General features: G+C 72.0%; 23 protein-coding genes. 4 read left to right on the top strand and 19 right to left on the bottom strand.

Going from position 1 to position 23,378, the window contains the following annotated elements:
* Positions 1-16 precede the first annotated feature (16 nt).
* Both EDF55_RS01330 and EDF55_RS01325 read right to left on the bottom strand, forming a co-directional pair.
* A complete protein-coding gene (locus EDF55_RS01330; RefSeq protein ID WP_123653148.1) occupies positions 17-1,402 on the bottom strand; it encodes a glycine--tRNA ligase in 1,386 nt (461 codons plus the stop codon).
* A gap of 59 nt (positions 1,403-1,461) precedes the next feature.
* Positions 1,462-2,487, bottom strand: coding sequence for an aminotransferase class V-fold PLP-dependent enzyme (locus EDF55_RS01325; RefSeq protein ID WP_123653147.1), 1,026 nt, complete (start codon positions 2,485-2,487; stop codon positions 1,462-1,464).
* Positions 2,488-2,557: 70 nt separating this feature from the next.
* Between EDF55_RS01325 and EDF55_RS01320 the strand changes: the two genes are divergently transcribed.
* Complete coding sequence (locus EDF55_RS01320) at positions 2,558-3,601, top strand: LysR substrate-binding domain-containing protein (protein ID WP_123653146.1); 1,044 nt, start codon at positions 2,558-2,560, stop codon at positions 3,599-3,601.
* Between the two features lie 48 nt (positions 3,602-3,649).
* Here the strand turns inward: EDF55_RS01320 and EDF55_RS01315 are convergent, their stop codons facing one another.
* The 15 genes from EDF55_RS01315 to hrcA all read right to left on the bottom strand — a co-directional run bounded on the left by EDF55_RS01315 (position 3,650) and on the right by hrcA (position 19,677).
* A complete protein-coding gene (locus EDF55_RS01315) occupies positions 3,650-4,447 on the bottom strand; it encodes an isoprenyl transferase (protein WP_123653145.1) in 798 nt (265 codons plus the stop codon).
* Complete coding sequence (recO, locus tag EDF55_RS01310; RefSeq protein WP_123653144.1) at positions 4,444-5,310, bottom strand: DNA repair protein RecO; 867 nt, start codon at positions 5,308-5,310, stop codon at positions 4,444-4,446. The genes EDF55_RS01315 and recO overlap by 4 nt, the downstream gene beginning before the upstream one ends.
* Before the next feature lie 279 nt (positions 5,311-5,589).
* Positions 5,590-7,362, bottom strand: a complete 1,773-nt coding sequence (gene leuA, locus EDF55_RS01305) for a 2-isopropylmalate synthase (RefSeq protein WP_123653143.1) — start codon at positions 7,360-7,362, stop codon at positions 5,590-5,592.
* Positions 7,363-8,184: 822 nt separating this feature from the next.
* A complete protein-coding gene (locus EDF55_RS01295) occupies positions 8,185-9,582 on the bottom strand; it encodes an ABC transporter permease (protein WP_123653141.1) in 1,398 nt (465 codons plus the stop codon).
* The gene (locus EDF55_RS01290; RefSeq protein ID WP_123653140.1) at positions 9,579-10,331 is read right to left on the bottom strand and encodes an ABC transporter ATP-binding protein; all 753 of its coding nucleotides are present in this window, start codon (positions 10,329-10,331) and stop codon (positions 9,579-9,581) included. Before EDF55_RS01290 ends, EDF55_RS01295 begins: the two co-directional genes overlap by 4 nt.
* A gap of 142 nt (positions 10,332-10,473) precedes the next feature.
* The gene (locus EDF55_RS01285) at positions 10,474-11,145 is read right to left on the bottom strand and encodes a response regulator transcription factor (RefSeq protein ID WP_123653139.1); all 672 of its coding nucleotides are present in this window, start codon (positions 11,143-11,145) and stop codon (positions 10,474-10,476) included.
* On the bottom strand, positions 11,142-12,380 hold the full coding sequence (locus EDF55_RS01280; protein WP_260235694.1) for a sensor histidine kinase: 1,239 nt from the start codon (positions 12,378-12,380) through the stop codon (positions 11,142-11,144). Before EDF55_RS01280 ends, EDF55_RS01285 begins: the two co-directional genes overlap by 4 nt.
* Positions 12,381-12,444: 64 nt before the next feature.
* Positions 12,445-13,365, bottom strand: a complete 921-nt coding sequence (gene era, locus EDF55_RS01275) for a GTPase Era (protein ID WP_123653138.1) — start codon at positions 13,363-13,365, stop codon at positions 12,445-12,447.
* The gene (locus EDF55_RS01270) at positions 13,362-14,684 is read right to left on the bottom strand and encodes a hemolysin family protein (protein WP_123653812.1); all 1,323 of its coding nucleotides are present in this window, start codon (positions 14,682-14,684) and stop codon (positions 13,362-13,364) included. The genes era and EDF55_RS01270 overlap by 4 nt, the downstream gene beginning before the upstream one ends.
* Positions 14,685-14,689: 5 nt before the next feature.
* Positions 14,690-15,151, bottom strand: a complete 462-nt coding sequence (gene ybeY / locus EDF55_RS01265) for an rRNA maturation RNase YbeY (RefSeq protein ID WP_123653137.1) — start codon at positions 15,149-15,151, stop codon at positions 14,690-14,692.
* On the bottom strand, positions 15,148-16,209 hold the full coding sequence (locus EDF55_RS01260; RefSeq protein WP_260235824.1) for a PhoH family protein: 1,062 nt from the start codon (positions 16,207-16,209) through the stop codon (positions 15,148-15,150). The genes ybeY and EDF55_RS01260 overlap by 4 nt, the downstream gene beginning before the upstream one ends.
* Before the next feature lie 58 nt (positions 16,210-16,267).
* Positions 16,268-16,609: a histidine triad nucleotide-binding protein gene (locus EDF55_RS01255; RefSeq protein ID WP_123653135.1), complete on the bottom strand. Its 342-nt coding sequence runs from the start codon at positions 16,607-16,609 to the stop codon at positions 16,268-16,270.
* Positions 16,610-16,649: 40 nt separating this feature from the next.
* Positions 16,650-17,444: a 16S rRNA (uracil(1498)-N(3))-methyltransferase gene (locus EDF55_RS01250; protein ID WP_123653134.1), complete on the bottom strand. Its 795-nt coding sequence runs from the start codon at positions 17,442-17,444 to the stop codon at positions 16,650-16,652.
* Complete coding sequence (gene dnaJ / locus EDF55_RS01245) at positions 17,444-18,556, bottom strand: molecular chaperone DnaJ (RefSeq protein ID WP_123653133.1); 1,113 nt, start codon at positions 18,554-18,556, stop codon at positions 17,444-17,446. Before dnaJ ends, EDF55_RS01250 begins: the two co-directional genes overlap by 1 nt.
* A gap of 98 nt (positions 18,557-18,654) precedes the next feature.
* The gene (gene hrcA, locus EDF55_RS01240) at positions 18,655-19,677 is read right to left on the bottom strand and encodes a heat-inducible transcriptional repressor HrcA (protein WP_123653132.1); all 1,023 of its coding nucleotides are present in this window, start codon (positions 19,675-19,677) and stop codon (positions 18,655-18,657) included.
* Positions 19,678-19,784: 107 nt separating this feature from the next.
* Between hrcA and EDF55_RS01235 the strand changes: the two genes are divergently transcribed.
* Complete coding sequence (locus EDF55_RS01235) at positions 19,785-20,192, top strand: DUF4870 domain-containing protein (protein ID WP_260235688.1); 408 nt, start codon at positions 19,785-19,787, stop codon at positions 20,190-20,192.
* A gap of 10 nt (positions 20,193-20,202) precedes the next feature.
* Here EDF55_RS01235 and hemW read toward each other — a convergent pair whose 3' ends face one another.
* Positions 20,203-21,435, bottom strand: coding sequence for a radical SAM family heme chaperone HemW (gene hemW, locus EDF55_RS01230; protein WP_123653131.1), 1,233 nt, complete (start codon positions 21,433-21,435; stop codon positions 20,203-20,205).
* Between the two features lie 28 nt (positions 21,436-21,463).
* Between hemW and EDF55_RS01225 the strand changes: the two genes are divergently transcribed.
* A complete protein-coding gene (locus tag EDF55_RS01225) occupies positions 21,464-22,165 on the top strand; it encodes an HAD family hydrolase (RefSeq protein WP_165931485.1) in 702 nt (233 codons plus the stop codon).
* Between the two features lie 6 nt (positions 22,166-22,171).
* Here the strand turns inward: EDF55_RS01225 and EDF55_RS01220 are convergent, their stop codons facing one another.
* Entirely contained in the window at positions 22,172-22,819 is a 648-nt protein-coding gene (locus EDF55_RS01220) for a DUF1990 family protein (RefSeq protein WP_123653129.1), read from the bottom strand.
* 122 nt (positions 22,820-22,941) lie between these two features.
* Between EDF55_RS01220 and EDF55_RS01215 the strand changes: the two genes are divergently transcribed.
* On the top strand, positions 22,942-23,367 hold the full coding sequence (locus EDF55_RS01215) for a hypothetical protein (RefSeq protein WP_123653128.1): 426 nt from the start codon (positions 22,942-22,944) through the stop codon (positions 23,365-23,367).
* Positions 23,368-23,378: the final 11 nt, after the last annotated feature.

Genomic DNA, 23,378 nt, shown 5'->3' with positions numbered 1-23,378 from the left:
CATAACCCAGGATCGACTACGCGCCGATGAGCCGGGCGGCGAGGTAGCCCTGCAGCTGGTCGAGCGACACGCGCTCCTGGCTCATCGTGTCGCGCTCGCGCACCGTGACGGCCTTGTCCTCGAGCGTGTCGAAGTCCACCGTGATGCAGAACGGCGTGCCGATCTCGTCGTGGCGACGGTAGCGTCGGCCAATCGCGCCGGCGTCGTCGAAGTCGACGTTCCAGGTCTTCCGGAGGTCGTCGGCGAGACCGCGGGCGACGGGCGAGAGCTGCTCGTTGCGGGACAGCGGCAGCACCGCGGCCTTGACCGGGGCCAGACGCGGGTCGAGGCGCAGGACGGTGCGCTTGTCGACGCCGCCCTTCGCGTTCGGGGCCTCGTCCTCGTGGTACGCGTCGAGCAGGAACGCCATCAGCGCACGGGTCAGGCCGAACGACGGCTCGATGACGTACGGCACGTACTTCTCGTTGGCGGCCTGGTCGAAGAACCGGAGGTCCTTGCCGGACGCCTCGATGTGGTTGTTGAGGTCGAAGTCGGTGCGGTTCGCGACACCCATGAGCTCGCCCCACTCGGAGCCCTGGAAGCCGAAGCGGTACTCGATGTCGGCGGTGGCGTCGGAGTAGTGCGCGCGCTCCCCGTCCGGGACGTCGAAGCGGCGGAGGTTCTCCGGGTCGATGCCGAGGTCCGTGTACCACGCGACCGAGTCGGCGATCCACTGCTCGTAGTGTTCCTCGGCCGAGGCCGGCGGCACGAAGTACTCGATCTCCATCTGCTCGAACTCGCGCGTGCGGAAGATGAAGTTGCCGGGGGTGATCTCGTTGCGGAAGGCCTTGCCGACCTGGCCGATGCCGAACGGGGGCTTCATCCGGCTGGTCGTGACGACCTGCGCGAAGTCGACGAAGATGCCCTGTGCGGTCTCCGGACGGAGGAAGTTCAGGCCCTCTTCGGACTCGACCGGGCCGAGGTAGGTCTTGAGCATCCCGGAGAACTCGCGGGGCTCGGTCCACTGACCGCGGGTGCCGCAGTTCGAGCAGGCGATCTCCGCCATGCCGCCCTCGGGCTGGCGGCCCTTCTTCGCCACGAAGGCGTCGATGAGGTGGTCCTCACGGAAGCGGTGGTGGCAGTGCAGGCACTCGACCAGTGGGTCGGTGAAGGTCGCGACGTGGCCGGAGGCCTCCCACACCTTGCGGGGCAGGATCACGGCGGAGTCGAGGCCGACCATGTCGCCACGGCCGCGGACGAACCGCTGCCACCACTGCCGCTTGATGTTCTCCTTCAGCTCCACACCGAGGGGCCCGTAGTCCCAGGCGGACCGGGAACCGCCGTAGATCTCACCCGACTGGAAGACGAACCCACGGCCTTTGGCGAGGGCGATGACCGAGTCGAGACGGGAGGGCTGAGCCAAGGAGAACTCCATCAGGTCGCCGAGCTGGATGCCCGGTGCGAAAAACGTACCCGGCCAGACTAACGGGAGAGTACGGCGACGACGGCGTCCACGTCGGACTCGTCGTTCCAGTGGTGGAACGCGAGCCGCAGCCGCCCCGCCCGCCCCGACGCCGTGATCCCCGCAGCGCCGAGCGCCGCCAGCCCCGCACCGGACGCGTCCGGGAAGGTCACGATGGCCTGGGCCCGCGGAGCCGACCCCATCGCGACGACGAGCCGGTCCGCGAGACGCGTGGCGTGCCTCCAGGCCGATGCCGTGTCGAGGGACGCGACGTGCCGCAGGGCGGCGACCGCGCCGGGCCAGGCCTGCCAGGCCGGGGAGACGTCGAACCGGCGGGCGTCCTCGGCGAGTCGCATCGCGGGGCCGTAGCACGAGGACCAGACGTCCTCGCCGGCGTACCAGCCGGCCTGCACCGGCCGGAGCCAGGCGAGCGCCGACGGCGAGACGGTCATGAAGGCGACGCCGCGCGGGGCACACAGCCACTTGTACGCGTGCGTGACCGTGACGTCGAATGGCGCCGCGGAGACCGGCAGGACGCCGGCGGCCTGGGTCAGGTCGCAGAGCGTGCGGGCGCCGGCCGCGCGCGCCGCCGTGACGATCGCGGCGGAGTCGGCGACCGCTCCGGTGGCGGACTGCACGGTGGACCAGGCGACGAGTGCCGTGTCGGCGTGCATGCTGCCGGCCAGGGCGTCGAGCGGGACGCTCCGCACGCGGATCCCGCGGTGTGCCTGGGCGAGGAACGGGAACACGATCGAGCTGAAGTCGCCGTCCGGCACGAGGACCTCCGCGCCGTCCGGCAGTGCCGCGGCGACGACGGCGGTCATCGCGGAGGTCTGCGAGCCGGTCGCGACGAGCTCGGCCGGGACGCCGACGATCCGGGCGAAGAGCGCGCGGCCCTCCTCGACCAGGGCGCCGTACCGGGTCGGGCTCGACGCCGCACTGCCCCACTCGTCGAGGTCGGCGCGCATCGCGGCGAGCGTGCCGTGCGTCGGGAGCCCGGCGGTGCAGGCGGCGAGGTACCCGTGGCCGTCGACGTAGGAGTCCATGCGGCCATGGTGTTCCGCTCGTGACCATCACACCAGGACAGCTTGGTTCGCAGTGCCATAACATCGCGTTGTGTCCGACCTCGACCCGCAACTCCTCCGCGTGCTCCGCGCCGTGGCCGACGCCGGGTCGATCACCGGGGCCGCCGCGGCGCTCGGCTACAGCCAGCCCGCCGTCAGCCAGCTGCTGCAGCGCGCCGAACAGCGACTCGGGCACACGCTCGTGCTCCGCGGGGCACGCGGCGTGACGCTCACCGAGGCGGGGGTCGTCCTCGCCGACCACGCCCTGCACGTGCACGCCGCGTTGACGGCAGCGCGCGAGGACCTCGACGCGATCGGCGGGCTCACCCGGGGGCGGGTGCGGATCGCCGGGTTCCCGAGTGCCTCCTCGACGCTCGTGCCCGCCGTGCTGGCGTCGCTCGCGGTGTCGGTGCCGGGGCTCAGCACCTCCTACGTCGAGGTCGAGCCGCCCGAGGCGCTGGACCTGCTGCGGCGCGGGGAGGTCGACGTGGCACTGACGTTCACCTACGTCGGGGACGAGGTGGCGGCGGTGCCGGACCCGGCGCTCGTGACGCGGGCGCTCGGTCGGGACCCGCTCGCGCTGGTCACGCCCGTCGCGGCGGTGCCGTCCGGTGGGTCCGTCGCGTCCGTGTCGTCTGGTGCGTCCGTCGCGTCCGTCGCGTCCGTCGCGTCCGTCGCGTCCGTTCGGACTGGAGGCCCGGATCACGTCCGCGCCGCCGGTCCGGCATCCTCCGTGGCCGGCACCACGGTCGTCGACCTCGCGTCCCAGCGTGGCGCGCGCTGGATCGGCGGGTGCCCGCGCTGCCGTGGGCACCTCCTCGCCTCGTGCGCAACCGCCGGGTTCACGCCGGACATCGTGCTCGAGACCGACAACGCCGCCGCCGTCGTGGGACTCGTCGCCGCCGGGCTCGGGGTGGCGCTGCTCCCCCGGTTGGCGCTCGCGACGACGGTCATCCCGGCGGGCGTGTCGATCGACCCGGTCGACGAGGACCTGGCCCGCCGCGTCGAGGTCGTCGTCGCCCGCGGAGCCGAGCGCGTCCCGAGCGTCCGCGCGACGCTCGACGCCGTGCGCGCCGCCGCCGCCCTGCTCGCCTGACGCGCGGCTCGCCGTCCGCCCGGTCAGGGGCGGCGACGTGCCCGTGCGCTACGCGGTCGGCGTGTCGACCGCACCGCCGAAGCGCCGGTCGCGCCGGGCGTACTGCTCCACCGCGCCCCAGAGGTCGGTGCGCCGGAAGTCCGGCCACAGCCGATCGAGGAACACCATCTCCGCGTACGCCGACTGCCACAGCAGGAAGTTGCTGGTCCGCTGCTCCCCCGAGCTCCGGAGGAACAGGTCGACGTCCGGCATCTCGGGCACGTAGAGCCGCTTCGCGATGGCCTTCTCGGTCACCTGGCTCGGCTTGAGCTTCCCCGCGGCGACGTCCTCGGCCAGCGAGCGCACCGCGTCGGCGATCTCGTTCCGGCCGCCGTAGTTGACGCACATCGTCAGGGTCAGGACGTCGTTGCCCGCCGTCATCCGCTCGGCGACCTCGAGCTCCTCGATGACACTCCGCCACAGCCGCGGACGCCGCCCGGCCCACCGCACCCGCACGCCCCACTCGTTCAGCTGGTCACGCCGACGACGGATCACGTCGCGGTTGAAGCCCATCAGGAACCGCACTTCTTCCGGGGAGCGCTTCCAGTTCTCCGTCGAGAACGCGTACGCGGACACGTGCTTCACGCCGATCTGGATCGCACCGGCGACGACGTCGAGGAGCGATGCCTCGCCCGCCTTGTGCCCCTCGATGCGCGTCAACCCGCGGCCGTTCGCCCACCGGCCGTTGCCGTCCATCACGATCGCGACGTGCTCGGGCACGAACCGCTGCGGGATCGCCGGCGGCGTCTCACCGGTCCAGTCGATCGGCCGGAACGGCTCGGCGGCGTCGGATCGGCGGGGGCTCATGCGGTGGGCGTTCCTTCTGCTCTGCCCGGCTCGAGGTCGTGGTCCGGGAGGGGTGGTGCTGGCGTCGCCGCGACCGCGCGGGCCGTCGCCGCGACCGGGTCGTGCCCGGGGCCGTGCGTCGGCACCGCCGCCGGGTGTTCCGTACGGTCGACGTGCGGCAGCGACTTCAGCGATCGTTCCAGGTGCCACTGGGCGTAGGCCGCGACCACGCCGGAGGCACGCGACCTGGTGCGTTCGTCCGCCGAGTCGACCGTGGCCCAGTCGCCGGCGAGCAACGACCCGAGGATCGAGAGCGTCGCGAAGTCGAGCCGCGGCGACCCGGGAGGCGCTGCACCGTCCGCGACGACCCCGCCGAGCTGCACCACGAACGCCGAGTGCGGCCCGGGCTCCCCGGTCACCGCGCAGTCCGAGAACGAGGGCGCCCAGCCCGCGATGCTCATCGCGCGCAGCAGGTACGAGTCGAGCGTGGCGGAGGGGACGTGCTCGCTGCGGGACAGGGAGCGGAGCGCGCCGACGAGCAGCAGGTACTGCTGCAGCCCGGCGTCCGCCTCGCTCAGACGGTCCGCGGTCTCGACCATGGCGCTCGCGGCGGTGTACGCGCTGTAGTCCGCGACGATCTGCGCCCCGTACGACCCGAGAGACTCGGCCTGCGTGACGATGTCGAGCGAGCGGCCCTCGTAGAACTGGGCGTCCACGACCATGAACGGCTCGAGCCGGGAGCCGAACTTCGACGCGGTGCGCCGGACCCCCTTCGCGACGGCGCGGATCTTGCCGTGCTGCCGGCTGAGCATCGTGACGATGCGGTCGGCTTCCCCGAGCTTGTGGGTGCGGAGCACGACACATTCGTCCCGGTAGAGCGGCATCCCCCCAGTATCCCCCGGTCCCCCGACACCGCGTGCCGCGCAGTGGGCGGTGGGTGGGTGGTGGGTGGGTGGTGGGTGGTGGGTGGTGGGTTGTTTCGCGCGTGGGCAGTCGAATCGCGCGTAGGGGGTCGGAAGTTCCGACCCCCTACGCGCGAAACCACCCACCAACGCGACGCTGGGAGGTGGGAACGCAGCCCGGCCGGGAGGCTCGGCGCGCGTCGGACGCGCACCGAGCCTCCCGGCCGTGGTCGCGTTCGGTGCACGCGACCCAGCAGCTGGCTACGCGGAGACGAGCTCCGGGGACGCGCCGGAGGCGGCCCCGGCGCGCACCGCGCGGTTCACCGCGGAGACGATCGCCTTGAGCGACGCCGTCGCGATGTCGGCGTCGATCCCGACGCCCCAGAGCCGCACACCGTCCACGTCGAGTTCGACGTAGGACGCGGCCTTGGCGTCACCCGAGGCGCTCATCGTGTGCTCCGAGTAGTCGTACAGCGTGACGTCGACGCCCTGCTCGCGCATCACCGAGAGGAACGCGTCGATCGGGCCGGTGCCGACGGCCTCGGCGGTGACGGCACCCTCGTCGACGCGCATCGCGACCGACAGGTTCGTGGTGCCCTCGAAGTCGCTCGAGGTCGCCGTCTTCGTGATCTCGTAGCGGCCCCACTTGTCCTCGTCGACCGGGGACGGCAGGTACTCGTCGCGGAACAGGTCCCAGATCTTGTCGGAGCTGAACTCCCCGCCCTCGGTGTCGGTGCGCTGCTGCACGACCCCGGAGAACTCGATCTGCAGCTTGCGCGGCAGGTCGATCGCGTGGTCGGTCTTGAGCAGGTACGCGACGCCGCCCTTGCCCGACTGCGAGTTCACGCGGATGACGGCCTCGTACGAGCGCCCGATGTCCTTCGGGTCGACGGGCAGGTACGGCACGGCCCACTCGACCTCGTCGACGGTCTTGCCCGCGGCGGCGGCCTTGGCCTTCATCGCGTCGAAGCCCTTGTTGATCGCGTCCTGGTGGGAACCGCTGAACGCCGTGTAGACGAGGTCGCCCGCCCACGGCTGACGCTCCGGGACCGGCAGCTGGTTGCAGTACTCGACCGTGCGCTTGATCTGGTCGATGTCCGCGAAGGAGATCTCCGGGTCGATGCCCTGCGTGAAGAGGTTCATGCCGAGTGCGACCAGGTCCACGTTGCCGGTGCGCTCACCGTTGCCGAACAGGCAGCCCTCGATGCGGTCGGCGCCGGCCATGTAGCCGAGCTCGGCCGCGGCGACGGCGGTGCCGCGGTCGTTGTGCGGGTGCAGCGACAGGATCACGTCCTGCCGGTGCGCCAGGTTCCTGGACATCCACTCGATCGAGTCGGCGTAGACGTTCGGCGTCGCCATCTCGACCGTGGCCGGCAGGTTGATGATGACCTTGCGCTCCGGGGTGGGCTCGAACACCTCGAGCACGGCGTTGCAGATCTGCAGCGCGACCTCGAGCTCGGTGCCCGTGTAGGACTCCGGCGAGTACTCGTAGTAGACCGTCGTGTCGTGCTGCAGCGTGGCCTCGGCCGCCTTGCACAGCTTCGCGCCGGCCACCGCGATGTCGACGACGCCCTGCACGTCGGTGCGGAACACGACCTCGCGCTGGACGATCGACGTCGAGTTGTACAGGTGGACGATGGCCTGCTTCGCGCCGTCGATCGCCTCGTAGGTGCGCTGGATCAGGTGCTCACGCGCCTGGGTCAGGACCTGGATGGTGACGTCGTCGGGGATCGCGCCCTCGTCGATGAGGCTCCGGACGAAGTCGAAGTCGGTCTGCGAGGCGCTCGGGAACCCGACCTCGATCTCCTTGTAGCCCATCCGCACGAGGAGGTCGAACATCGCGCGCTTGCGCTCGGCGTCCATCGGGTCGATGAGGGCCTGGTTGCCGTCGCGGAGGTCCACGGCGCACCAGCGCGGCGCCTTGTCGATGCGCTTCGTCGGCCAGGTGCGGTCCGGCAGCTCGACCGAGATCTGCTCGTGGAAGGGGACGTACTTGTGGATCGGCATCCCGGAGGGGCGCTGGGTGTTCTGCATGGTGTCGCACTTTCGTCGTGTGGTGGAGTGTGCGGCCACGACGGACTCCGCGACGAGGTGGGCCGTTGTGTCAGGCCTCGTCGCGGCAGCGAAGGAGGAGGAGCGCCGAGTACATCGCTGCCAACGGTAGCACCGCTCCCCGCCCGTGTGACAGGCGGGGCCCCGTCGCGCCGGCGCCCGCGCCGGTCCCGGCGCCCGCGCCGGCGCCCGCGCCGGTCCCGGTGGCGGTGGCGGTGGCGGTGGCGGTGCCGGCGCCGGCGCCGGTGAGATCGCACTTCGTGTCGGAACTCCGGGTCCCAGGCGACACAGAACGCGATCTCACCGGATGGTGCGGGCGGGCGGGCGGACGCGCGCGAGCGGTCACGACATCCCGCGAGTCACGCGCCGACCGGTCGCGTTCCGTCACCCGGGTCGCGCCTCAGCGACGGAACGTGACCGGTCGGCGTCCGCGGACGGGGTGTCGCGACCGCGAGCGACCCGGCCGACGGGCGGACGGCGGGCGGGGGACGACGGACGACGGGCGGACGGCGGACGGACGACGGACGACGGACGACGGACGGCGGACGGCAGACGGCAGACGGCAGACGGCGGACGGACGACGGACGACGGACGGCGGACGGCAGACGGCAGACGGCGGACGGCGGACGGCGGACGGCAGACGGACGACGGACGGACGACGGACGACGGACGACGGACGGCAGACGGCGGACGGCGGACGGCGGACGGACGACGGACGGGCGGCCCGGTGCCAGCTGGCACCGGGCCTCCCGTCCGGACGTGGTCGCGACCGTGGCCGCGGGCCGCCCCGCAACAGGCCGCGGGTCAGTCGACCGCGAGCGCCTCGGTCGGGGGCACGCGCATCGCGCGCCGCACGGGAGCGACCGTCGCGGCCACGGCGAGCACCAGCGCGCCCGCCACCACGATGACGATGGTCATCGGCGGCAGCACCGGTGCACCTGGCGACCCGAGCGACCCGAGGAGCGTCTGTCCACCGACCCAGCCGTAGAACGTGCCGAGGACGAGTCCGGTGAGCACCGCCGCGACGACCATCTGGACGGCCTCGGTGATGATCATCCGTCGGACCTGTGCACCGGTGAGTCCGAGGACCCGGAGCAGCCCGAGCTCCCGCCGGCGCTGGAGCACCCCGAGCGCCAGCGCGTTCACGACCCCCACGGCGGCGATCACGGCGGAGAACCCGACGATCACGCTGACGACGCCGTTGACCTGCACGAAGAAGTCCCGCATACCCTGGAGCTGCTCGGGGCTGCCGCCCTGGAGCTGCCCGCGGAGCTGCGCTTCGAGCACGTGCTGCATCATCCCGAGCGCGACGGCGAAGGTGACGAGCAGTGTGACGCCGATGACGAGCCCGATGGTCGCCCGCGACGAGCGCCCGGGCGCCCGCATCGCGTTGCGGCCCGCGAGCAGCACGACCGGGTCCTTCGCGCCGATCCGCCCGATCAGCGCGAGCACGGGCGGCATCACGATCGTGGCGCCGACGGAGACCCCGGCGAAGGACACGAAGCCGCCGAGCGCTGCCGGCAGCACGGCGATCGGCGTGACGGTGCTGAGCACCAGCCCGAGGAGCATGAGCGCGCCGCCGCCGGCCATGAGCAGGATCGCCCAGACCTTCCGCGCGGTGCCGGAGCGGACGTCGTCGTGGCTCGGCTCGACGCTGGAGGACAGCGCTTCGAGCGGGGTGACCGTCAGCACCCGGCGGGAGCCGACGCCGAAGGCACCCCAGGTGGCGAGGACGACCGCGACGACCGGGAGCACGAGCTGCCACGGCACGAGCGTGTAGGTGGTGTCCGGCAGGAACCCGTTGCCCCGGAGCACCGCGACGAAGAGCGCGGTCAGCCCGGTGCCGACGACGGCCCCGACCAGCCCGCCGAGGACCCCGACGACGAGCCCCGCCCGGACGATGCGGGCACGGAGGGTCGCCCCGGTGGCCCCGACCAGCCGCTGCAGCGCGATGATCCGCGTCTGCCCGGCGATGAGCGTCGCGCAGGTGTTCGCCGTGACGATCGCCCCGACGTAGAGCGCGATGCCGAGGAACAGCCAGCCGATGACGTCGAGGATCGACTTCACCGGCCCGAGGTCCGCGAACCCGGCGGCGGTGAGCGCTTCGGTCACGATGCCTGGCGCGATGACGAGTGCCGATCCGAAGGTGGTGCCGAGCGCCGCGACCAGGATCGTCGGGCTGAACTCCTTGACGGTGTTCACGCTGCGGCCTCCATCCCCAGCATCGTGGTGGAGATGTCCGCCGCGCTCATCGCCGGGCGGTCCCCCACGATCCGCCCGTCGGCGAGGAACAGGATGCGGTCGGCGTTGGCGGCGGCGACCGGGTCGTGCGTGACCATCACGACGCTCTGGCCCCACTCGGCCACGGCCCCGCGGAGGATCGCGAGCACGTCACGGCCGGTCCGGGAGTCGAGCGCGCCGGTCGGCTCGTCGGCCACGACGACCGCCGGCCGGGACGCCAGCGCGCGGGCGATCGCGACCCGCTGCTGCTGGCCGCCGGAGAGCTGGTGCGGCCGGTGCCCGAGGCGGTTCCCGAGACCGAGCATCTCGACGAGCCGGTCGATCCACGCCGCTTCTTCCCGCGAGGGCTTGTGGCCGCCGAGCAGGAACGGCAGCCGGATGTTCTCGCTGACGTCGAGCGTCGGCACGAGGTTGAACGACTGGAACACGAACCCGAGCCGCCGGCGACGGAGCTCGGTGAGGTCCTTGTCGCCGAGCTGGGTGATGTCGACCCCGTCGATCTGGATCCGCCCGGCGGACACCGCATCGAGCCCGGCGGCGACGTGCATGAGCGTCGACTTGCCCGACCCGGACGGTCCCATCACCGCGGTGAACTCGCCGGCGCCGATGTCGACGCTGACGTCGTCGAGCGCCGTGACCCGGCGCGCGGCGTCGCCGTAGTGCTTGGACACGTGGTCGAGTCGGATGATCGGAGCGTGGCTGGTGGTCATGTGTCCACCATGACGCTCGGGAGGCACGTCCCGCGTCGGTCCGTCGGCTCCTGTGGATGGATCGATCGGCTCACATGCCGGCCGACACGTCATCCGGCAGGATGACCCCGGACGCCGGACGCCAGACGCCGGACGGGAGCGCTCAGTCCCGCGTGACGAGCCCGTGCTCGTGTGCGAACACGACGAGCCGCACCCGGTCCCGCAGCCCGAGCTTGGTGAGCACCCGGGAGATGTGGGTCTTCACCGTGGCCTCGCTGACGTACTCGTGCTGCGCGATCTCGCTGTTGCTGAACCCCCGCGCCGCCAGGTCGAAGATCTCCCGCTCCCGCGGCGTCAGGTCGTCGACGGCCGCGGGCACGTTCGCGGCACGCTCGGCGGAGTCGTCGTACCGACGGAGGAGCTCGCGTGTCGCCGACGCCGCGAACACCGCGGTGCCCGCGTGCACGGTCCGGATCGCCGCGAGCAGGAACTCCGGGTCGGCGTCCTTCAGCACGAAGCCGCTCGCACCGGCGCGGATGGCCTTCGCCGCCGCCTCGTCGAAGTCGAACGTGGTGAGCACGAGCACCTTCGCCCCGTCGGTCCCGGCGTCCTCGACGATCTGCGCCGTCGCGGTGATCCCGTCCATCACGGGCATCCGGACGTCCATGAGCACGACGTCGGGTCGGCCCCGGCGGACGAGTTCGACCCCTTCGGCGCCGTTGCCGGCCTCACCCACGAAGCGCAGGTCCGGCTGCGAGTCGATGAGCATCCGGATGCCGGTCCGGAACAGTGCCTGGTCGTCCACGAGTGCGACGCGGATGGGGTTCTCGGTCATCGTGCGGTGCGCTCCTGGTCGGTCGAGGTGACGAGCCCGCGGGGCATCTGCCCGCTGGCCGGGTGTGCCGGGATCCGGACGGCGACGGCGAAGTCGGCGCCGCGGGGGCCGGCGGTCATGCTCCCACCGGAGATCGTGGCACGCTCCCGCATGCCGACGAGCCCGTGCCCGGTACCCGGCCCGGAACGACCGTGGTCGGCGCGCCGGTTGACCACGTCGATCTCGACGGTGTCCGGGCGGTAGGTGAGGATGGTGCGCACCGGGGTGCCGTGCTCACCGTGCTTGTACGCGTTCGTCAGGCTCTCCTGCACGATCCGATACACGGCGAGCTGCGTGGTCGTCGGCAGCCCCGACGCGTCTCCGCGACGCTCGACCTGCACGTCGAGGCCGACGTCGCGCATCTCCCCGACGAGCTGCTCGATGTCGTCGATGTCGGGCGTCGGCGCGGTGCCCTGCTCGTGGCGGAGCGCGCCGAGGAGTTCCCGGACGTCACCGAGGGCGCGGCGGGCGGTGGTCGAGATCGTGCCGAGCGCCTGGTCGGCGACGGCCGGGTCGGCCCGGAGCGCGTACCGGGCGCCGTCGGCCTGGGCGATGACCACGGCGAGCGAGTGCGCCACGATGTCGTGCATGTCCCGGGCGATCCGGACGCGCTCCTGCTCGACGGCCACCGCGCGGTCGGCGCGGGCGGCATCGCGTTCGGCGAGCAGCTGGGCTTCCCGGCTCATCCGCGCGGTCTGCCGGGTCCGTGCGACGACGCCGCCGAGCCAGGGCAGGAGCAGGATCGCCAGGATGACGACGAGCGACCCGAGCGCGAGCTGCGAGGACTCGACCACCGGGCCGGAGATCGTCTGTTCGTGGGACCGGGTGGCGTAGTCCTGCAGGCCGACGTACGCGGCGGCGACGACGGCACCGCCGATCGCCGAGACGAGCCCGGCAATCCGGATCCGCCGGCTGCCGTACGCGCTCGTCGTGTACAGGACCCCGGCGATGAACACGTCGGACAGGTCCGGCTGCTGCATCGTCGCCATCTGGAAGACGGCGGCCGCCCAGGCGATCGCGAGGGCCAGGCCCGGTGAGAGTCGCCGGAAGGCCAGCGCGACGGTCATGCCGAGGACGGTCAGGTAGGCGACCGGGCCGTCGATGCCGCGCGTGGACGTGATCGCGACGAGGGCGCCGAGGACACCGGCGACGACGATGTCGACGGTGACCTGACTGCGCAGCATGGGACGGAACACCCGTCCACGGTACGACCGCCGGCTCACGAGCGCGTCAGTCCGCGGAATGACCCGGCCCGTTCGGTCAGAACCCGAGCCGCCCGAGCTGCTTCGGGTCGCGCTGCCACTCCTTCGCGACCTTGACCCGGATGTTCAGGTAGACGTGCCGGCCGCCGAGGAGCGCTTCGATCTCCGCACGCGCCCGGGTCCCGACGTCCTTGAGACGCTCGCCCTTGTGCCCGATCACGATCGACTTCTGGCTGTCACGCTCGACGAACAGGTTCGCGAAGATCCGCAGCGGCCCGTTCGGGTCGTCGTCGGGGTCCGGCTCGACCATGTCCTCGATCGTGACGGCGAGCGAGTGCGGGAGCTCGTCGCGCACACCCTCGAGCGCGGCCTCGCGGATCAGCTCGGAGATCCGCTCCTCGTTCGTCTCCTCGGTGACGGCCTCGGCGCCGTAGAGCGCGGGCGACTCGGGCAGGAGCGCGGTGATCTCCGTGAGCAGGGCCTCCAGCTGCGTGCCCTGCGTCCCTGACGTCGGCACGATCGCGTCCCACTCGCGGAGCGCGGACACCGCGAGGAGTTGCTCGGCGATCTTCTCCTTGCCGGCACGGTCGACCTTCGTGACGATCGCGATCTTCTTCGCGCGCGGGAAGTGGTCGAGCGTCTCGTTGATGAACCGGTCGCCCGGCCCGATCGGCTCGTTCGCCGGGACGCAGAAGCCGATCACGTCGACGTCGCCCAGGGTGGACTGGACGAGGTCGTTGAGCCGCTCGCCGAGCAACGTGCGCGGTCGGTGCACACCGGGGGTGTCGACGATGATGACCTGCCCGTCGGGGCGGTGCACGATGCCGCGGATCGCGCGGCGGGTGGTCTGCGGCTTCGACGAGGTGATCGCGACCTTCTCGCCGACCAGCGCGTTGGTGAGCGTCGACTTGCCGACGTTCGGGCGGCCGACGAACGAGACGAACCCGGCTCGGAACGGTGTGGCGGAGGTGTCGGTCATGGGTGCGTGGTTCCCGTCGTGGTGGATGCGGTGTCGTCGAACGCCTGCTCCGCGCCGGCGAGGGCGTCGGTGCGTTCGGCGAGCACGGAGATGAGGTGGCGGCGCTTGCCCTCGACGCGGTCGGCCGTCAGCACGACGCCGGACACGGTCACGGACTCGCCCGCGGTGGCCAGGTGGCCGAGTTCCTTCGTGAGGAGGCCCCCGGCGGTGTCGACGTCGTCGTCGTCGAGGTCGATGCCGAACAGGTCGCCGAGGTCGTCGATCGGCATCCGGGCGGAGACCCGCCAGACGCCGCCGCCGAGGTCGACGCGGTCGATGACGGTGCGGTCGTACTCGTCGGAGATGTCGCCGACGAGTTCTTCGATGAGGTCTTCCATGGTGACGAGCCCGGCGACCCCGCCGTACTCGTCGACGACCAGGACGAGGTGGTTCTTCGCGGCCTGCATGTGCCGGAGGGTCTCGTCGGCGTGCTTGGACTCCGGGACGAACTCGGCGACGCGGAGCAACGAGGTGACGGGGCGGCCGCCGGCGTCGGTGCTCTCGTAGAGGGCCCTGGCGAGGTCGCGGAGGTACACGACGCCGAGGACGTCGTCGCTGTCCCGCCCGGTGACCGGCATCCGGGAGACGCCGGCGGCGAGGAACTGCTCCATCACCGCGGCGAGGGTGTCGGTGGCGTCCGCGGTGACCATGTCGGTCCGGGGCACCATGACCTCGCGCACCAGGGTGTCGCTGAACTCGAACACCGAGTGGATGAGCTCTCGGTCCTCGTCCTCGAGCACGTTGCTCTCGGTCGCCTCGTCGACCAGGGAGAGCAGCTGCTCCTCGCTGGAGACGCTCGACGTGCTGCCGTTCCGGCCGGGGGTCACCCGGTCGCCGATGAGCACCAGGAGGCCGGCGAGCGGCCCGAGCACGATGCGGACGGCGTGCACGAGCCCGCCGGTGACCGCGACGAGCCGGTCGGCGTGCGCGCGCCCGACGCTCCGCGGGCTGGACCCGACGAGCACGAACGAGACGGCGGTCATGATCGCCGCGGAGACGATGAGCGCCAGCCACCAGGTGTCGAGCACCGAGAAGAGCGCGATCGTGACGAGCACGGCCGCCGCGGTCTCGGCGAGCACGCGGAAGAAGTTCAGCGCGTTGACGTGGGCGCCGACGTCGTCAGCGATCGCCTCGATGGCCCGGCGGCGCTTGCTGCCGCGGGCGATGTCGTCGAGGTCCGCGCGCGAGAGCACCCCGAGCGCGGCGTCCGACGCGGCGAGGAGCCCGCCGAGGACGACGAGCACGAACGCCACCGCGAGCAGGACGGCGACGAGCAGCACTGCGGTCACCGCCCCCGGCGCTGCGCGGCGAAGGCTGTCAGGATCTCCCCCTGCAGCCCGAACATCTCGGCCTTCTCCTCCGGCTCGGCGTGGTCGAAGCCGAGGAGGTGGAGGATGCCGTGGCAGGTGAGCAGCAGGAGCTCGTCGGTCGTCGAGTGCCCAGCGGTCTTCGCCTGGGCCTCGGCGACCTGCGGGCAGAGCACGATGTCGCCGAGGAGCCCGGCCGGCGTCGGCTCGTCCTCGGTCCCGGGGCGGAGCTCGTCCATCGGGAAGCTCAGCACGTCCGTGGGGCCGGGCTCGTCCATCCACCGGACGTGCAGCTGCTCCATCGCCCCCTCGTCGACGAGCACGATCGCGAGCTCGGCGTCCGCGTGCACGTGCATCGCGTCGAGCGCGAAGGCCGCGAGCCGCTGCACCGCGTCGTCGTCGATGTCCACACCGGACTCGTTGTTGAGCTCGATGCTCACCGGGTTCCTCCTCGGGGGTCGTTCTGGGGGTACGGGCTGTGCTGGCGGTCCTGCGGCGGGCGACCACGACGCTCGGCACGGTTCGCGCCGGCGGGGTTCGGCGTCGGGGCGGTGCCGCGACCACCGGGGCGGTGCCCGGCCTGCTCGGCGAGCCGCTGTTCGTCGTAGACCGTGTACGCGTCGACGATGCGGCCGACGAGCGTGTGCCGCACGACGTCCTCGCTGCCCAGGCGGGCGAAGTGGATGTCGTCCACCTCGAACAGGATCTGCGTGACGATCCGCAGGCCCGAGACGTTGCCGGGCAGGTCGACCTGGGTGATGTCGCCCGTGACGACCATCTTCGAGCCGAAGCCCAGACGCGTCAGGAACATCTTCATCTGCTCGGGCGTGGTGTTCTGCGCTTCGTCGAGGACCACGAACGAGTCGTTGAGCGTCCGGCCGCGCATGTACGCGAGCGGTGCCACCTCGACCGTGCCGGCGGCGAGGAGCTTCGGGACCAGCTCCGGGTCCATCATCTCGTTGAGCGCGTCGTACAGCGGTCGGAGGTACGGGTCGATCTTGTCGGTGAGCGTGCCGGGCAGGAACCCGAGGCGCTCCCCCGCTTCGACCGCGGGGCGGGTCAGGATGATCCGGGTGACCTCGCGCCGCTGCAGTGCCTGCACGGCCTTCGCCATCGCCAGGTACGTCTTGCCGGTACCGGCGGGACCGATGCCGAACGTGATGGTGTTCTCGTCGATGGCGTCGACGTAGCGCCGCTGTCCGTCGGTCTTCGGGCGCACGGACTTGCCGCGGCTCGAGACGATGGGCGTGCCGAACACGTCGGAGGGACTGCGTTCCTCGTCGATGATCCGGGCGGAGGTCGGGATGTCGCCCTGGCCGATGTCCTGGCCGCGCTTGACCATGCCGACGAGCTCGTCGACGAGCGCGCGGGCACGGGCGACGTCGCGCTCCGGCCCGGTGAGGGTGACCTCGTTGCCACGGACCAGGACGCGGACGCCCGGGTACTGGCGTTCGACGGTCTTCAGCAGCCGGTCCTGGGGGCCGAGGAGCTGGACCATCGCGATCCCGTCGACGCTGAGTTCCGAGACGGCTTCGGGCTCGGGGTGTGCGGTGTCGTCAGCTGGCAAGGGTGCCTTCCTGCAGGTCGCCTGCGAGTACGTGCGCGTGCACGTGGAACACGGTCTGTCCGACGGTCTCGCCGGTGTTGAAGACGAGACGGTACTGCCCGCCGGAGCGCTCGTCGGCGATGCGCTGCGCGGTGGTCACGATGTGGGCGAGGAGGTCCGGGTCACCCGCGGCGAGTTCGGTCACGTTGGCGTAGTCCTCGGTCTTGGGGACGACGAGCACGTGCACGGGGGCCTTGGGCGCGATGTCCTCGAACGCGATGACGCGGTCGTCCTCGGTCACGATGGTGGCCGGGATCTCCCGCGCGATGATCTTCGAGAAGACGCTGCTCATGACCCCATCGTAGAACGCGCCACCGACCGCGACACCGGGTTCACCAGCGTCCGAGCTTGGCCTGCAGCACGGCGAGTGCCGCGGGGCCGGCGGTGGAGGTCCGCAGCACGCTGTCGCCGAGCCGCACCCGGACGGCGCCGGCGGCGGTGAGGCGGTCGAACTCGGAGCCGTCGATCCCGCCTTCCGGGCCGACGACCAGGACGATCTCGGTGGCGTCGGACGGCGGTTCCCAGGTCGCGAGCCGCACCGTGGCGGTCGGGTCCAGCACGACCAACGCGACCCGAGCCTCCAGGCCGGAATCGCCGGCACCGCCGGCACCGCCGGCACCGCCGGCACCGCCGGAACCGACCCCGGCAGCCAACGCCGCCGTCGTCACCGGCGCCGACACGGACGGCACCCGCGACCGGATCGCCTGCTTCGCGGCTTCCTGCGCGATGGCCGCCCACCGGGCCTGCCCCTTCGCGACCTTCGCGCCCTCCCACCGGGAGACGCTCCGCGCGGCCGACCACGGGACGACGTGGTCGACACCGATCTCGGTCGCCGCCTGCACCGCCATCTCGTCGCGGCCGCCCTTCGCGAGCGCCTGCACGAGCGTCAACGACGGGACCGGCGCTGGTGACGTGGTCAGCGACGACACGGTCAGCACCAGGGCGTCACGGTCGAGCGACGCCACCGAGCCGATGGCGACGGTCCCCCGGCCGTCCGAGAGCCGCAGCGTCTCGCCGACCCGGACCCGCGCGACGGTCACGGCGTGCCGCCCCTCTGGTCCGTCGAGCGCGACGGACCCGCCGACCCTCACGCCGTCGAGCGAGTCCACCAGGTAGAGCGATGCCATCAGAAGTTGAAGAAGCGGTCGCGGAGCTTGCCGAACATGCCCTGCTGGAACTTCGCGAGCTGGGGCGGCGCCGCCTTGTGCGACTTCGCGAGCTGCTCGACGAGCTGGCGTTCCTTGTGCGAGAGCTTCGTCGGGGTGACGACCTGCACGCCGACGCGGAGGTCGCCGCGGCCGTTCCCGCGGAGCTTCGTGACGCCGCGGTCCTTGAGGACGAGGACGTCGGCGCTCTGCACACCGGGGCGGAGCTCGAGCTCGACCGGGCCGTCGAGGCCGTCGATCGTGGTCTTCGTGCCGAGGACCGCGTCGGTCATCGACACCTCGAGCGTGGCGAGGAGGTCGTCCCCGTCACGGCTGAAGACGTCGTGGTGGCGCACGCGGATCTCGAGGTAGAGGTCACCGGAGGGGCCGCCGGCGGGGCCGACCTCGCCCTGGCCGGGCATCTGCAGGCGGAGTCCGGAGTCGACGCCGGCCGGGACGTCCACGGGGATGGTCCGGCGTGCGCGCACGCGGCCCTGGCCCTGGCAGGTGGGGCACGGGTTCGGGATGACGGTGCCGTGTCCGCGGCAGGTGCCGCACGGCGCGCTCGTCACGACGTTGCCGAGGAGCGAGCGGACCTGGCGCTGGATGTGGCCGGTGCCACCGCAGATGTCGCAGGTGCGCGGGCTCGTGCCGGGCGCGCAGCAGGAGCCGCCGCACGTCTCGCAGAGCACCGCGGTGTCCACCTCGACGTCCTTATGGGTGCCGAACACGACCTCGTCGAGGTCGACGTCGATGCGGAGCAGGGCGTCCTGCCCGCGCTCGGCGCGGCTGCGCGGACCGTTGCCACGGCCGCCACCGCCACCGCCGCCGAAGAAGGCGTCGAAGATGTCGCTGAAGCCGCCGGCGCCGCCGCCGAACGGGTTGTCGGCCTGGGGGCCGGCGTCGTACCGACGACGCTGCTCGGGGTCGCTCAGCACGTCGTACGCGTGCGTCACGTCCTTGAAGCGCTCGGCGGCGTCCGGGCTCGGGTTCACGTCCGGGTGCAGTTCGCGGGCGAGGCGGCGGTACGCCTTCTTGATGTCGGCGTCGGCCGCGTCGCGCGGGACACCGAGGACGTCGTAGTGGTCTGCCACGTGTTCCTCAGGTAGGTTTCGTCGGTCTTGCTGGTGGATCGGTCTGGAGGCCCGGGTCGGCTCCTGCGCTCAGCGCGCGTCCCCGGGGTGGTCGGTCGTCAATTCTCTCCGAGCAGTCTGGACAGGTACCGCGCGACCGCGCGGACCGCGGCCATGTTGGAGCCGTAGTCCATCCGGGTGGGGCCGAGGACGCCGAGCCGGGCGACCTCGCCGCCCGCCGCGACGTACCCGCCGGCGACGATGCTCGTCGCGTCGAGGCCGTACTCGGCGTTCTCGACGCCGATCCGTGCGGTCACGGAGACGTCGTCGAGCTGCATCTCCCCGAACAACCGGAGCAGGGTCACTTGTTCCTCGATCGCTTCGAGGACCGGGAACAGGCCGCCGGAGAAGTCCTGTTCGCTCTTCGCGAGGTTCGCGGCGCCGGCCATCAGCAGCCGGTCCTGCCGGTTGGCGGCGACCTGCTCGATGAGGGTCGCGACGACCACGCCGGCGAGGGTCTGGGACTCCGGCCGGATCTGCGCGGGGATCGCCCGGAGCGCGGTCGGGACATCGTGGAGCAGGAGCCCGACGGACGAACCGTTGACCACGGAGCGGAGTTCGACGAGCGCGGTCTCGTCGAGGGTGACGTCCGTCTCGACCACGCGCTGCTCGACCCGGGCGGTGTCGGTGATGAGCACCACCATCAGGCGGGTGTCCCCGAGCCGGACGAGTTCGACGTGCTGCACCCGGGCGCGCACCATCGACGGGTACTGCACGAGGGCGACCTGGTTCGTCAGCTGACTGAGCAGGCGGACCGTGCGGCTGAGGACGTCGTCGAGGTCGTTCGACGCGCCGAGGAAGGTCTCGATGGCCTGGCGCTGGGCACTGGTCAGCGGGCGCGCGGCGGCGAGGTGGTCGACGAAGAGGCGGTACCCCTTGTCCGTGGGCACCCGACCGGAGGAGGTGTGCGGGGCGATGATGAGCTGCTCGTCCTCGAGCAGGGCCATGTCGTTGCGGATCGTGGCGGCGCTGACGCCGAACGCGTGGCGCTCCACGATCGACTTCGAGCCGACGGGTTCGCGGGAGGCGACGTAGTCGCGCACGATGGCCTTGAGGACCTCGAGGGACCGTTCACTGACCACCAGGACCCCTTCCGCTCGCGCTGGCACTCGGACGTGACGAGTGCTGATCCTACGCCCGACCACCGACGTCCCGACACTTTGCGCACCGGTGTCGATACGCTCTCGGCATGAGCTACGGACAGCCGCCGAACGGACCCCAGGGCTACGGACAGCAGCCCGGCGGTCAGCAGTACCAGCCACCCCAGCCGATGACCCCCGAGGACCAGCGCCTCTGGTCGACGCTCACGCACATCGGCGGGATCTTCTTCAACTTCATCGCCCCGCTCGTCGCGTACCTGCTGTTCCGCGACCGCGGCGGCTTCGTCCGCGAGCACACCCGCGTCGCGCTGAACTTCCACATCACGATGGCCATCGCGTACGCCGTCGGTGTCGTCACGGTCTGGCTCGGCATCGGCCTGCTGATCCTCTTCGGCGTCTGGGTCGTGACGATCATCTTCGGCATCATGGCCGCCGTCGCCGCGAACCAGGGCCGGTTCTACCGCTACCCGCTCTCGATCGAGTTCATCAAGAACTGAGCACGAGCACCTAGTCGAGCAGCTCCCGCACCACCGCGTCCGCGAGCAGCCGGCCCTGCAGCGTGAGGACGAGGCGACCCGGCGTGCCGGGCGTCCCCAGGGCACTGCGCCCGTCCACGAGACCGCGTGCGATGAGCCCGGCGACCCGGCCACGGGCCTCCTGTCGGATCTCGTCCGTCCGCAGCTCCCCACGGACCCGCGCCGCCAGGAGCAGCCGCTCCACGTACCGGGTCTCGTCGTCGATGGTCTCCCGGCCGGCCGCCGGCGACTCGTCGGCGAGCACCCGGTTCGCGTACGCGGCCGGGTGCTTGACGTTCCACCACCGGGTGCCGGCGACGCTCGAGTGCGCGCCGGGGCCGACGCCCCACCAGTCGTGGCCCTTCCAGTAGGACAGGTTGTGCCGGCTGACGTGCTCGTCGCCGCGGGCCCAGTTCGAGACCTCGTACCAGCCGTACCCGGCGTCGCCGAGGACCTGGTCCGCGAGCTCGTACATGTCCGCGGCGAGGTCGTCGTCGGGCGCCGGCAGCTCCCCGCGCGAGACGGCGCGGCCCATCGCCGTGCCGTCCTCGACGATGAGCGAGTACGCGGACACGTGGTCGGGCTCGCAGGCGATCGCGGCGTCGAGCGAGGTGCGCCAGTCGTCCAGGGACTCCCCCGGCGTGGAGTAGATCAGGTCGAGCGAGACGTCGAGCCCCTGCTGCTTCGCGAGGTCGACGACGTCCGGCACCCGGAGCGGGTCGTGGGTACGGTCGAGCGTCGCGAGCACGTGCGGGACCGCGGACTGCATGCCGTAGCTCATCCGCGTGAAGCCCGCGCGCTGCAGGGTCGCGATGGACTCCGCGTCGACGGAGTCCGGGTTCGCCTCGGTGGTGACCTCGGCACCGGGGAGGATCCCCCACGTGTCGTCGATCGCCCTGAGGATCATCGCCAGGTCGCTCGCGGGGAGCATCGTCGGGGTGCCGCCGCCGAAGAAGACGGTGGACACCGGACGTCGCGGCACGCCGGAGCGGTCCAGGACCGAAGCGGCCCAGGCGATCTCGCGGACGGCGTGTCCGGCGTAGTCGTCGCGGCGGACACCGCGGAGCTCGGACGCGGTGTACGTGTTGAAGTCGCAGTAGCCGCAGCGCACCCGGCAGAAGGGCACGTGCACGTAGACGCCGAAGGGCACGTCGCCCGATCCGGCGCCGGGGGTGATCAGACCGTCCGCGGGTGCCGGGTCAGCGATCGGGAGGGCACTCGGCATGGAGTCCATTGTCCGCCATGATGGAGTCATGGAGCACCACCCCGTCCCGACCACGGTGCTGTGGGACATCGACGGCACCCTCGTCCGGAACGCCACATCGCCCGGCAACCTGTACCACCTCGCGCTCGAACGGGCGACGGGCCGCGACCTCCCCCTCCTCGTCGGGCACCAGCACGGCCGGACCGACGCCGGCATCATCGCCGAGCACGTCCGCGCCCACGACCTCGGCGACGACCTGATCCCCACCGTGACCCGCCACCTCCGCGACCTCTCCGAAGAACGGCACCGCGCGGGCGAGCACCGCACCGCCGCACCGGGGGCCGTCGCCCTCGTCACCCGCTTCGCCGAGCTCGGCTGGCGGAACGGCCTGCTCACCGGCAACTCCGCCTACCGCGCACGGGTCAAGCTCGCCGGCGCCGGGTTCGACGTCGACGCGTTCGACTGGGAACACTCGTACTTCGGCGACGAAGAGGTGGAGCGCGCCGGGGTCACCGCCCTCGCCGCGGACGCACTCGCCGGCACCCGCGCCGTCATCGTCGGCGACACCCCGCGCGACGGCGAAGCGGCGGACGCCGTCGGCATCCCGTTCCTCGCGGTCGCGACCGGCGTCTACGACGTCGACGCGCTCCGGCACACGAACGCCGTCGCGATCGCGCGCGACTGTGTCTCGGACGCGGCACTCATCGAGGACGCGATCGCCGCACTGCCGCCGCTGCGGCACGAGGGGTAGCGCGGACTAGTCGCCGCGCAGGGCCTCGAGGTACTTCTCCGCCATCACGCGCTGCTGGCGACGGAGCAGCGGCGCGACGAAACGCCACTTCGCGCTCGCCGGCTGCGAGAACTGCCGGATCTGCAGCCACACCGAGCCGTCCGCGGTGCGCTCGATGACGAACGACTCCTCACCCGAGAGCGGGTGCCCCTCGAGCGTGCCGTACGCGAAGCCCTTGCGGTCCGGCTCGTCGATGATCGACACGACCCGCACCGGCGCCTGCACCGTCTGCCCGAACGCGTGCATCGTCAGCACCGCGCTCGTCCCGGCGGTCACCAGCGGGGTCCCGTCCGGCGAGAACTGCTCCACCCGCGGCGTCCCGATCGAGGCCGGCGCGATCGGCACACCCTGCTCGTCGAAGGTCACCGGGTTGTACCGCACCTCGTCGTCGTCGGGTGCTTCGTCCACGCGCACCGCGATGCCGCTGCGCTCCTGGATCTGCCACGTCAGCGCCTGGGTCACCGCGGTCTCGAAGCGCTGGTCACCGTGGCCGATGCGGGAGCGCGACTCCGCGGGGACGAACCCCTCTGGCGGGTAGGTCATCAGGTCGGGCGCCTGCGTGGCACCGACTGCTCCGTAGGTCAGGGCGGTCAGGTACCCTCCGCGGCTGCTCATCTGGCCATCGTACTGGGGGTGCGTGGCCAGGTCGAACCGACGGCGCGCGGTCCGTCGTCCACTTCCCGTGCACCCCGAACTGGAGGCCGTGCCCACCTCCGCCACGCCCCTATCGTTGGCTCGTGCTCACGCCAGCCCCCGCTCGCCGACGGTCCGTTGACGCGCGCGTCCGGGCATCTGGCGTGCTCGCGCTCGGGAGCTTCGCGGTGGCCGCGGCGTGCCGGATCGCGGTCGACCGGGTGGCCGCCGGCTTCGAGACGCTGAACACCATCGCCGCCGTCGGCGCGTCGGCCGCCGGCCTCGGCGTGCTGCTCTTCGGGGCGACGCTCGTGCTCGCCGTGCAGCACCACCGGGGCCGTCGGCTGCCGCTGGTGCTCGGCGGGGTGACGGCGCTCCTGGCGCTCGGTGCCGTGGCAGCCGCGGTGGTGGCGACGACCGCGCCGGACGTGGGGGCGGCGTCGAACGCGACCATCGTGCGGACCGCGCTGGCGGGACTGGCTGCTGCGAGCCTCCCGGCGGTCTGCCTGGCGGCCCTGCGCGAGAGGTGACACCACTGGCG

The organism is Curtobacterium sp. ZW137, from assembly GCF_003762905.1.
Lineage (GTDB): Bacteria > Actinomycetota > Actinomycetes > Actinomycetales > Microbacteriaceae > Curtobacterium.
The sequence above is the reverse complement of the archived record's forward strand: the minus strand, read 5'-3'. Positions and strand labels throughout refer to the sequence as shown.